The sequence below is a fragment of the Selenomonas sp. oral taxon 149 str. 67H29BP genome (assembly GCF_000146365.1).
Lineage (GTDB): Bacteria > Bacillota > Negativicutes > Selenomonadales > Selenomonadaceae > Centipeda > Centipeda felix.
In genome coordinates this window covers 1,910,258-1,921,420 of sequence record NZ_GL397087.1, presented here as the reverse complement: position 1 = coordinate 1,921,420, position 11,163 = coordinate 1,910,258, and the positions used below count along the sequence as shown (strand labels likewise).

At 55.6% G+C, this 11,163-nt stretch carries 10 protein-coding genes; all 10 read right to left on the bottom strand.

Annotated features, from left to right (window positions below):
• Positions 1-73 precede the first annotated feature (73 nt).
• The 10 genes from rfbG to HMPREF9166_RS09025 all read right to left on the bottom strand — a co-directional run bounded on the left by rfbG (position 74) and on the right by HMPREF9166_RS09025 (position 11,133).
• Positions 74-1,159 (bottom strand): CDP-glucose 4,6-dehydratase, encoded by a 1,086-nt coding sequence (gene rfbG / locus HMPREF9166_RS09070; RefSeq protein WP_009753719.1) that lies wholly within the window; start codon positions 1,157-1,159, stop codon positions 74-76.
• Between the two features lie 49 nt (positions 1,160-1,208).
• Complete coding sequence (locus HMPREF9166_RS09065) at positions 1,209-1,856, bottom strand: DUF4276 family protein (protein ID WP_009753718.1); 648 nt, start codon at positions 1,854-1,856, stop codon at positions 1,209-1,211.
• Between the two features lie 12 nt (positions 1,857-1,868).
• Complete coding sequence (locus HMPREF9166_RS09060; protein ID WP_009753717.1) at positions 1,869-3,086, bottom strand: AAA family ATPase; 1,218 nt, start codon at positions 3,084-3,086, stop codon at positions 1,869-1,871.
• Between the two features lie 32 nt (positions 3,087-3,118).
• Positions 3,119-3,967, bottom strand: coding sequence for a MurR/RpiR family transcriptional regulator (locus tag HMPREF9166_RS09055; protein WP_009753716.1), 849 nt, complete (start codon positions 3,965-3,967; stop codon positions 3,119-3,121).
• A 108-nt stretch (positions 3,968-4,075) separates the two neighbouring features.
• Positions 4,076-4,984, bottom strand: coding sequence for a dihydrodipicolinate synthase family protein (locus HMPREF9166_RS09050; protein ID WP_009753715.1), 909 nt, complete (start codon positions 4,982-4,984; stop codon positions 4,076-4,078).
• A 1-nt stretch (position 4,985) separates the two neighbouring features.
• A complete protein-coding gene (locus tag HMPREF9166_RS09045) occupies positions 4,986-6,968 on the bottom strand; it encodes a YjhG/YagF family D-xylonate dehydratase (RefSeq protein WP_009753714.1) in 1,983 nt (660 codons plus the stop codon).
• 91 nt (positions 6,969-7,059) lie between these two features.
• A complete protein-coding gene (locus HMPREF9166_RS09040; RefSeq protein WP_009753713.1) occupies positions 7,060-8,157 on the bottom strand; it encodes a zinc-dependent dehydrogenase in 1,098 nt (365 codons plus the stop codon).
• Positions 8,158-8,169: 12 nt separating this feature from the next.
• Positions 8,170-9,234: a 2-hydroxyacid dehydrogenase gene (locus HMPREF9166_RS09035; RefSeq protein WP_039981301.1), complete on the bottom strand. Its 1,065-nt coding sequence runs from the start codon at positions 9,232-9,234 to the stop codon at positions 8,170-8,172.
• A 10-nt stretch (positions 9,235-9,244) separates the two neighbouring features.
• A complete protein-coding gene (locus HMPREF9166_RS09030; RefSeq protein ID WP_009753711.1) occupies positions 9,245-9,601 on the bottom strand; it encodes a PTS glucitol/sorbitol transporter subunit IIA in 357 nt (118 codons plus the stop codon).
• A gap of 17 nt (positions 9,602-9,618) precedes the next feature.
• A complete protein-coding gene (locus HMPREF9166_RS09025) occupies positions 9,619-11,133 on the bottom strand; it encodes an L-fuculokinase (protein ID WP_009753710.1) in 1,515 nt (504 codons plus the stop codon).
• Positions 11,134-11,163: the final 30 nt, after the last annotated feature.

Below are 11,163 nucleotides of genomic sequence, written 5' to 3'. Positions count from 1 at the left end.
AATCACTGATAAAATGAAGTCCATCAGATTGGCGCAGATTTTTGTCCGAACGAGAAGGCAAACCGGACGCAGACTAGAGCAATAGTATTTCCACTAGTTTTGGAGCAGCGCCAAAATCGTGCAGCTGCCCCTCAGTCACAACGCGCATATCCGCTCCCTGCTCCCATGCCTTTGCCCATTCCACCGTTTTCTCGACGGCTTCAACGATGTGCCAGCGCGGTTTCCACCCGAGTCCACTCTTTATTTTCGAGCAGTCGAGTTTCAAAAAATGCGCCTCATGTGGACCGCCGTCTGCCTGTGCCTCCCACCGTACGCCCGCGCCCCACGTCCGGCAGAAGATGTCCGCCAGCTCGCCCGTCGTCACGCAGTCCGCATCGTCGGGGCCGACGTTCCACGCACCGACCAGACCTGCGCACTCCGTCTGCCGCGCCGCAATCGTGAGATAGACCGAAAGAGGTTCGAGAACGTGCTGATAGGGACGCGTCGAGTGCGGATTGCGGATGTCAATGGTCTGCCCGCGCACGGCGGCGCGAATGCAGTCGGGAATGATGCGGTCGGGCGCGAAGTCGCCGCCGCCGATCACGTTGCCCGCACGCGCCGTTGAGATACGCACGTCCTGCGCCGCAAGGAAGCTCTGCCGATAGCTGTAGACGGCAATCTCGGCGCAACTCTTGCTCGCCGAATACGGGTCGTACCCCATCAGCGGCTCGTTCTCGCGGTAGCCCCATGCCCACTCCTTGTTTTCGTAGACCTTGTCCGTCGTCACAATGAGCGCAGAACGAACGGTGTCCGATGTGCGGATACATTCAAGGACATTGACCGTGCCCATCACATTCGCCGCAAAGGTGTCCACGGGCTGACGGTAGCTCTCGCGCACGATGGGCTGCGCCGCGAGATGAAAGACGACCTCGGGACGCGTCTCGTGAAATGCGCGGGAGAGCGCAGCAAGGTCGCGCACATCTCCGCGCACATCCCGTATTTCTTTCAATATGCCGAGGCGACGGAGCGCCTCCCGTCCGCCCTCCGTCGGTGCATCGAGAGAGAATCCTGTCACCTCCGCCCCCGCCTTCAGGAGCAGGAGTGTGAGCCACATTCCCTTAAAGCCCGTATGCCCTGTGAGGAGGACGCGCTTTCCCTTATAAAAACTCAGATCGTCCATTTCATATTCCTCTCACGAGTCTCCCAATCACAACGAACAGTCATGCAGATCACAGTCTTTTTGTTAGCTCGCCTATAAAATACTGGAAGCTCGGTGATTTATTTTTATTCAGCTGCATATATGTACCAATATTTTTAGCCCAAATAGCTTTTCTTTCGCCAATTTCCATGTAGGTAGGACAGTCTTTTTTTAGCTTTCGGCTGCCGCCTTGATAAACAGCATCTGCCAACAACTCCCATGTTCCACAAACACCGTCTTGTATATACGTGTTCAAAACGGAAGATTTTGCAGAAGGGTACGCTTGCTCTACAGCATCACGATCTCCCAACAGCCACGCCTCAACCTCTTCCACAGCAATGCAAAAAACATGGTCTATCGAAACATGTCTATTCTGTGCAACTTGCTCCAGCTCCCTGCGAAAACCAGCCGTTTCCCGTGTGTCATTATCAACAATGATAAAAACTGCTGCAGCAATCCCTTGAAGCTGCTTGTCAAACGCACTCAGATAGGTTGCCAAATCATTCAACAGCTTTCCGGTCTTCGTCTCCTTTATCGTATTCTTCTTCGTAAATCCGCCGATTCCTCGAAAAGACTTTATATTCCATGTAAACGCTGGAAATGTCCCTTGCAATTTCTCCATGAGAAGGTCAATCAGAACCGCACTTGAGCGATCCTCTATCATAAATTGAATGTGCACTTCCGCGCCCCCTCACCCAAAGTAGTCACTGTACCACAGGTCTCCCAAAGGCACGCCTTCTTCCGTCAATTCCCTCACAGCATCATAATCAGAAGCTCTCTTAATGGCAGAAAATCCATCCGGCTCTTTCTCCAGAACCCAAACTTGTTTTGGCTCCAGAGCATTTACAAAAAAAGGGCTGTGCGTTGTAACAAATAGTTGCTTGATGTAACCTGTCCCTGCACTTTTTTTCATCTCAATTGCAAGACGCGCTAAGTATTTGTGATAGAGGCCATTTTCGGGTTCCTCAACAAAAACCAGTTGACGTGGCGTCTTCTCGTTCAACAGAAGATAATACGCAAAGAGTTTCAGCGTCCCATCAGACATCCGTGGGGAAAAGAACGGCTCTGTAAAGCCTTTCTGCAAGAACTCCAAAACCATCTGTCCATTCGGCATTTTTGCCGGCTCAATTTTTTCGATATTTGGAATTTTGGTCTGTATCTCATCCAAAACCTTCCGAAAAGCTTTTGGGTTATCTCGAAACATATACTGTGCCACATTATTCAAATTACTGCCTGTACGATCCAAATACTGCGTCGGTGCAGCAGATTGAATACCTCTCGCCGCATCGGGCGTAAAATAGCAAAGATACCAGCTTCTTAAAAAGAGCAGAAACTTCTCGATTCTGGAATACTGCTTCATCGCCCCCAATGTAACGATGCCCAGTTTCCTGGAATCAGCCATCTCTACTTCCTTTTTTTCACCATGTACCTGCCCGCCGTCTTCCTGTCCGCCTTCCGTCCCTTCAAACGCATAGCCTTTCCCGCTGATAAGATAAAGGAAAGACAGCGGTCGTCCATGTGTTTTGTTGCGTTGCCGGAGTCGCTCCTCTGCAACAAAAGGACGATCTCTCTCATCTTTACTGATCGTTAATTCGTAGGTAATCGGACGCGCATTTGACGTCTCACGATAATAAATTTCAAAATGAATGGGACCCTCTGCCCCCTGTGATATCAGCTGATCATAACCACCACGATGACTTGCATCACAGGCGGATTCAACATCGGTGGAAAGACAGTCCGAAATAAAACCAAACGCATCCGCTAAGGTACTTTTTCCATTCCCACTTGCCCCAATAATTGCGACCATGTTATCCAAATCTTTCCCAGATTGGTCACTAAACAAACGTCCCATTTGAACATCTTGCAAGGAGCCATAATTTTGAATCTTAATCCCTAAGATTTTCCCCATGATAGTACCTCCTTTTAGGAAAACACCTCTCCCTACGACCGCTTCTTTGCAATCACCGTACGCATCTTCTGCAAATTACGACGATATTCCTGTGGATTACGCATCGCAATCACGGTATAGAGAGCATCCGCAATCGCCATGTGGATGAGCCGCGAGGAGATTGCCTCAGAGCTATAGTGCGTTTCCCGCCCCATCCCGTGCAGCACGACGTTGGAAAGTTTTGTCAGCGGTGCATTCGCATGACTGGTGATGGCAATGACCACTGCTCCCGCTGCCCGCGCGATGCGTACGCTGTCAAGGAGTTCGAGCGTCGATCCCGTATGCGAAACGGCAATCACCACATCATGTGGGGTGAGAAGCGATGCCGACGTTGCCTGCTGATGTGCATCGCTGTATGCCTGAACGACCATCCCGAACCGCAGGAAGCGTGTCTCTATATCCCGGCAAACCGTGGCAGAGTTGCCGAACCCATAGACGGCGATACGCCCGGCGCGGCAAATCTGGTCAACCGCACGTTCAAGCGCCGCCGCATCGAGAAGCTTCAGCGTATCCTGCAATCCCTCGGCGATGTTGCGAAAAATCTTCTGTACAATCAGTTCCGTCCCATCATTGCCTGTGATGTCCCGATAGACCGTATCCGTCTGCCTTAGCTCGGCGGCAAGCGCAATCTTAAAGCTCTGCAGCCCGCTGAAGCCAAGTTTTTTGCAAAAGCGCGAGATCGTGATCTCCGAGCTGCCAACCCCGGCGGCAAGTTCCGAGATCGTCTGCTCCATCACCTCATTGCGATGTTCGGATACATAGTCTGCGATCCGCTTTTCCGTACGCGTCATATGTGCATAGCTGCCGCGCAAAATCGGCAGCGGCAGAAGTTCTGTCGCCATGGTGACCTCCTCTTTTTACAAGCTGGTTCCATTATAGCAAAATTGTGCACAAAAGAATACCACCGACGATGATTCGCAGGTGGTATTCCTTTACTGCTGATGATGACGCTAGGCACCGCACTCCGCGAGAATGGTGCGGATCCTCTGATCCTCCTCCTTGGTCAGTGAACCTCCCGGTGCACGGGTATAGGTCGAGATCGGCAGTCCCGCAGCACGGACCGCCGCCTTCATCCCCGTGATAAAGAGTGGCGTCACCTCGTAAATCCGCATCAGGCCCGCGATCCGTTCGGCACAGTGATGTGCTGTGGTGCAGTCATTGGTCTCGTACGCCCTGTGCATCTTGACGAATAGTTCCGGAACGACATTCGTCAACCCGCAGAGGACGCCGTCACCGCCCGCGATGCGATTCACCATATAGTATTCATCAAACCCCGAGAGCACTGAGAAATCGGAGCGTACAGGCTTTACCGCCTGGCAGATGCGGCGTGTGTGGCTGATATTATCCACCGTATCCTTGATCCCCACGACCGTCGGACAGCGCTGCGCAACCTCACGAACAATGGCAGGGCTGAGGTCGCTCCCCGTCCGTGCAGGGAAATTATAGAGCATGACGGGCAAAGAGACCGCCTTTGCCATCCGTTCGAAATAAGCGACTGCCTCCGTGTCAGGCAGCCCGAAGTAATAGGGTGAGACGATATTGAGCGCATCTGCACCGACTCTAGCAGCGTAGTCAGCAAGGCGGACAGTCTCTGCTTCCTCAGTATGTCCGACACCGATTACCACCTGCGTCCGTCCCGCAACCGTATGCACGGAAAAATCGATCAGCGCACGTTTTTCAGTATCGCTGAGCGCATAAAACTCCCCCAGACTACCGAGAAAGAGCAGCCCGTCCAGCCCTGCTTCAACGAGATGATTGATGTGCCGCTCCATATTGGCATAATCGATGCTGCCGTCATCCTTCATGATGGTGACGACGGGTGAATTGACGCCCTTAAACATAATATCCTCCGTTTTCATATCAATCGTCGATCTCCCGGTGCAGTGCCTTTTTCCCGGCCTCGAGTACGGAAATGATGCGTTCCACATCGTAGACATTGCCGCGCCATGTACCGCCGCTCACCTCCTGCAGTGCTGCCCAGAGGCGCGTATCTGCGGGGAGATCCGCATCCGGGCCGATTCCCTCATGCGTGGGCCGCTGGGCGAGGACGCGCGCCCCATCCTCATAACTCAGAGGATGTTCCTCGCTGCCAATGAAGTTTAAACTTCCTTCGAGATGCACCGTATCGACGATGATCTCAACAACATCCCCATCACGCAGCTTGCCAATCGGACCGCCGGAGAGCGCCTCAGGGCCCACATGCCCGAAGCATGCGCCCGTCGAAACTCCCGAAAAACGCGCGTCGGTAATGAGGGAGACATGCTTGCCAAACGGCAGCGTCTTGAGCGCCGAGGTGAGCTGATAGGTCTCCTCCATGCCCGTGCCCTTCGGCCCACCGCCCATGACGATCATGATATCGCCTGCCACAATACGCCCTGGTTCTTTGAGTGCGGCGATCGCCGCCTTCTCCGAAACAAACGTCTTGACCTTCCCCGTATGACGAAACACCTTGTCTGCGCCGATCACCGAAGGATCGATTGCCGTGGACTTCACCACCGAGCCCTCGGGGGCAATATTACCTGTAGGGAACGTCACCGTCGAGCCGATGCCGCGCCGTTTTGCCTCGTCCGGAGTGAAGATCACCTCATCCGGAGAGATCCCCTCGATTTCCTCAAGATGCCGTCGCAACCGGCGCCGCCGCTCGGAGTTCTCCCACCAGTCAAGATTCTCGCCGAGGGTCGTCCCCGTCACCGTCAGCACATCCTCATGCAGAAGTCCTCGTTTGCGGAGATGGAGCATTACCTCCGGCACACCGCCCGCCATGAAGGCAAAGACTGTCGGATAGTTGACAGGACCGATCGGCAGAACGCTCACCAGGCGCGGTACTTCCTGGTTGATGCGAGACCAGTCGGCAACCGTCGGTATATGGCAGCCTGCTGCATGAGCAATCGCGGGGAGATGCAGCAGAAGATTGGTCGATCCACCGAAGGCCGCATGCACCGCCATTGCGTTCTCGATTGCCTTGTCCGTCAGGATGTCCTGTGCCGTAATGCCGCGCGCAGCGAGTTCCATCACAGCGCGTGCCGACGCACGTCCAATTTCCCGCCAGATCTCTTCGCCCGATGGAGCGAGTGCCGCATGGGTCAGTGTGAGTCCAAGCCCCTCTCCGACCACCTGTGATGTCCCCGCCGTGCCGAGGAACTGACAGCCGCCGCCCGGCGAGGCACAGGAGCTGCATCCCGTCCGTCGTGCATAGTCAAGAGTAACCTCGTCATTGGCATAGCGTACACCGAGCGTCTGCACCGTACCGAGATCCTCGCTATCGATGGGGGATAGAGTTGCTCCGCCGGGGATCAGAATCACCGGTGTATCATGCATGCCCGCAAGTGCCATCATCATTGCAGGAAGCCCCTTATCGCAGGTCGCCACACCAATGACCGCTCTGCGTGTCGGCAGCGAACGCATCAGACGGCGCATAACCATCGCCGCATCATTGCGGTATGGCAGGGAGTCGAACATACCGACGGTCCCCTGGCAGCGTCCGTCACAGGGATCGGTGACAAACGCCGCGTGAGGAACATAGCCCTCCGCCTTGAGTTCCTCTGCCGCCGAGCGCATCAATCCCCCGAGCTCGAAATGGCCGTTGTGAAGCCCCACAGCCACCGTCGTTCCATCATCGCGGCGGATGCCGCCCTGCGTACTGATGATCAGGACATCCCCGCCCGCGAGGTCGTCGGGATTCCACCCCATTCCGGCATTGATGGTCATGCCAAAGATGTTCCCGCTCGGTGACATACGCAGCATTTCATCTGTCAGGGGCAGTTGTCCCTGAGGTCCCTCGCGACGCGTACAGACATCATACAGCCCTGCAGATTCCTTCGCATACAGGCTCTCCATCGACATAGATGTTCCACCCTTCCATACACAATACACACATCATACACAAATAAAACAAAGCTGCCGCACGAAAAGCGTACAGCAGCCTGCATAAAAATCATCCCTTTGAGACGACAATATCCGGATGTCGTGCAAGATCCTCTGCGAGTTCCTCTAGGTGTGGCACAACGGCGACGCGCATCCCTGCCCGATGCTCCACCAGGTCGAAACCATGCACAATATCATCGAGTGAGACCGCATGGGTGAGAATGCGGTCTGCGTTGATCTTTCCGCTGCGGATCAGCTCCACGGCAAGTGCGTTGTGACGCGGAGCGGAGGAGAATGTCCCATACAGCGTAATCTGGCGATAGTGGACAAAATTGACATCAAAGGTCAGCTCCGGCGTATCCTTCGGCAATCCCGCAAAGAGGCAGACCTTCCCCATCTTCCCCGTCATTTCAATTCCTGCGCGCTGTGCTGCGGCACTTCCGGCCGTCACGATGACGACATTCGCCCCCAACCCGTTCGTCGCGTCAAGCACGGCCTGCACGCCGCCATCCGCCCCCGTCTTGATATAGGCATCATAGTTTAGATCACGTGCCGCGTCCAGACGGTTTTTACTGCGGTTCAGCAGGAAGATCTTCCCTACGCCGCGCGCACGTGCAAGCTCTGCATGCATGATGCCGATCGGCCCGGCACCAATGACCGCCACCGTATCGCCAAGCTGAATATCCATTGCCTCCTGCCCGTTGATGACACAGGCGAGGGGCTCTGAGAGCGATGCGGCGAGGTAGTCAACCTCATCTGGGATAAAATTGACGTTGCCCGCGCGGACGGCGTTAGCAGGGATGCGCACATACTCCGCAAAGCCGCCGTCATAGTGATGCGCAATGGTTTCGCGCGTATAGCACAGATGCTGCCGTCCCGAAAGGCAGTAGGAGCATGCACCGCAGCCGATGCCAGGTGCCACAATAACGCGATCCCCAACATGGTAGCGCTCAATGCCCGCGCCGACCTCCTCGATCACACCTGCGATCTCATGCCCCAGAATAATGGGCGGATGGATCGCCTTATGCCCGTGGCGGAAGGTCCGAAGATCGCCGCCGCAGATCGCGCATGCCTTGACCTTGACGAGGAGCTCCCCCGCACCGATCACAGGTTTTGCGACCTCCTCCACACGCACGTCTGCCGTGCCGTGATATATCGCTGCTTTCATACGCTTCTCCTCTTATGCAAGCCCCGAGAAATCCGTCGAAACTGCATCCGCATTGACGACCCAGCGTGGCGTACCGCCCGCGATCGTCCCCTTGATCTCCTCCAGCAGGAGATACGGCGTACGGTTAAAGGCGTCGCGCGTCGAGCCCGCGAGATGCGGTGTGATTGTTACATTCTCGAGCGTCATAAACGGGTGATCCGCCGGCGGTGGCTCTGTCCAGAACACATCGATCGCAGCGCCGCCGATGCGCTTCTCACGCAGAGCGTTGATAAGTGCCTGCTCATCAATGAGGCCTGCGCGTGCCGTATTGATGACGTACGCCGTCGGCTTCATCAGCGCAAACTCCTTCTCTCCCATGAGCCCCTGCGTCGCCTCCGAGAGACGCGCATGCATACTGATGAAGTCCGCTTCTTTGCAGAGCTCCTCCAGCGAGACGAGACGTGCACCCGCTGCCTCAACATCGGCAGCCTTCGCATACGGATCGTAGACGAGAATTTCCACGTCGAAGCCCTTCAGCTTTTTTGCGACGAGATGCCCGATATAGCCGAAGCCAACGAGCCCGATCTTCTTCTCAAGCATATCACCGACGAAAGCGGCATTCGAATACTGCTTCTTCCAGTGCCCCTGTTTCAGTTCCGCATGGGCACGAGCAATATTGCGCATCTCGGCAAGCATGAGGCCGATCGCATAGTCCGATACGGCATGGGCATTGCGCCCCATCGTGTGAAATACGGCGATCCCCTGCTTCGACGCCGCCGCGACATCCACGTTCTCCACGCCCGCACGACACGCCCCGATGATGCGGCATTTCTTCGCAGCCGCCACAATCTCTGCATTGATCGGCGTATGATGGGTAATGATCAGCTCGACATCACCGACGTGGTCGAAAATCTCTTTCGGCGGTCTTCCGGCAGACGGACCTTTCTTCTCCACCTCGCTGCGCAGAAACCAGAACTCCTCATCACTCGCAGGTTTCCAATCCACGCGTGCGACCTCTACGTCCCCCATGATTTTCTTGACAGCAGTCTCCAAGCGCTCCGACGAGAGCAACGGATCCCCAATCACCAAAGCCTTCATATTGTCCACCTCATTCAAAACGTATGACATCCCCGACCATGAAGCGCGGCACTCCATCGCCCTTGACCATGATCTGTCCCGGCTGTTCGACGGCATCCTTTCCCGTAAAGACAATGGTACAGTGTCCATTCTCGCGGAGGGTCTTCATCGCCTCATCGCCTACTGCCGTCACGGTATAGCTGCGGTCCGCGAGGCGGAGCGTATCCCCCACCGCGACATCTTCCGTCAGGGCTGCCTTGGTATGTGACACAACCATATTCTCATACTCATAGGGCACATCCTTGTTAAAGAGGATGACAGACTCGCGCGTCTGCATAAAAGGAAGGACAAAATCCCCAATCCCCGTGACTGTTACTTCATACTTCATCGCATATCTCCTCCGTTTCACTTCACTTCATTCGTCCCTTGGGCATGTGTCACTGCCGCATTGAACTCTCGCAGCGCAGGATAGATCAGACGATTCAGCGTCTCATACAGTTCCATGTACTGCCCATGACGCTCTGCATCCGGCGCATAGCGATGTTCATCAAACTGCACACGTGCCACGGCATTCTCCGGGCTCGTATAGATCCCGGCGCCAAGCCCCGCCAACATCGCCGCACCAAGGGCAGCCGCTTCGGGAACGTTCTTGCTGCGGACAGGAATCCCAGTGACATCTGCCTTCATCTGCATCCAGAACGCACTCTTCGCCGCACCACCGATGGTATAGATAGATTCGACACGCTGCCCCGGAAGTTCCTGCATTGCTTCAACAATACTATACATTTCGTAGCAGAGCCCCTCGAGAATGGCACGAACGAATGCACCACGCGTCGTCCCACGCGTGAGCCCCAGAAAAGCACCGCGCGCAGCAGGATCGCTGCCCATGGTATGGCGCCCAGAAAAATATGGAAGCATCATACAGCCACGCGCTCCGATTGGCTCGCGCGACGCCTCCTCCACCAGCTGATCGAAAGACTCACACACAAAGGTATTCTTGAACCATTCGAAAATTCCACCCGACGCCACGATCATCCCCATGATATAGTAGGCATCATTCACCACGTAGGCGACGGAAGTGAAGTTTTTCTCCATGCAGGCAGTGCTGCTCTCGGGAGCGTCGAGGATGGCAAGCAGCTGCTCGCTCGTTCCGGTCGAGTCGAGCATTTGGCCGGGACGGATGATTCCCGTTGCAAACGTGCCACAGGCATAGTCCACCCCGCCCGCAAAAACAGGCGTTCCCTCCTTAAGTCCGGTCGCTGCAGCCGCGGCGGTCGTGAGGCTGCCAATCTGAGCACCGGGACGGATCGGCTCCGCGAGCATGGATCGGTCAATCCCCGCCTCTGCGAGAATCTCCTCCGACCAGTCACGCTGCCGTAGATCAAAAGCCATCGTGCGACAGGCATTCGTCCAAGGAGCACGTGCTTGCCCCGTCAGTTTCAGGCTGAGGAACCCTGCGATTGGGATCCAGAGACGAGCACGAGCCCATGCCTCAGGCACATAGCGTTTGATCCACTGCATCTTCGTAATGCTTGCCACAGGATTTGGATTGATTCCTGTGATCTGATAGACATACTCCCGTCCGAATGGTTCCCACGCGGAGGCGATGGCCTCTGTCCGCGTGTCAAACCAACGAATCGCAGGATGCACGGACTGCGCATCACCGTCGAGCAGGACATCTTCCCCCGTGCTTGCGACGGCGATACCGTCACATGTTTCCCCGGGGAGCTGTGCTGCCACATCTGCGATGCAGGCGGCAACGCCCTCCCAGATCTGTTCTGGGGAGGTCTCTGCCCATCCATTTTCATGGTACTTGGTATTGGCAGGGCGACGGGCAGAGGCAAGGAACTGTCCTGCCGCATCACACGCGATTGCCTTGTAATTCGTCGACCCCGCATCAATCCCAAGAAGATAGCCCATGGTCTTCACGCCCTCTCAGATGCAAAATTC

Coding starts and splice junctions, on each gene's coding strand:
- rfbG (WP_009753719.1), bottom strand. CDS start 1,159: ATGGACGATCTGAGTTTTTATAAGGGAAAGCGCGTCCTCCTCACAGGG.
- HMPREF9166_RS09060 (WP_009753717.1), bottom strand. CDS start 3,086: ATGGGGAAAATCTTAGGGATTAAGATTCAAAATTATGGCTCCTTGCAA.
- HMPREF9166_RS09055 (WP_009753716.1), bottom strand. CDS start 3,967: ATGGCGACAGAACTTCTGCCGCTGCCGATTTTGCGCGGCAGCTATGCA.
- HMPREF9166_RS09050 (WP_009753715.1), bottom strand. CDS start 4,984: ATGAAAACGGAGGATATTATGTTTAAGGGCGTCAATTCACCCGTCGTC.
- HMPREF9166_RS09045 (WP_009753714.1), bottom strand. CDS start 6,968: ATGTCGATGGAGAGCCTGTATGCGAAGGAATCTGCAGGGCTGTATGAT.
- HMPREF9166_RS09040 (WP_009753713.1), bottom strand. CDS start 8,157: ATGAAAGCAGCGATATATCACGGCACGGCAGACGTGCGTGTGGAGGAG.
- HMPREF9166_RS09035 (WP_039981301.1), bottom strand. CDS start 9,234: ATGAAGGCTTTGGTGATTGGGGATCCGTTGCTCTCGTCGGAGCGCTTG.
- HMPREF9166_RS09030 (WP_009753711.1), bottom strand. CDS start 9,601: ATGAAGTATGAAGTAACAGTCACGGGGATTGGGGATTTTGTCCTTCCT.
- HMPREF9166_RS09025 (WP_009753710.1), bottom strand. CDS start 11,133: ATGGGCTATCTTCTTGGGATTGATGCGGGGTCGACGAATTACAAGGCA.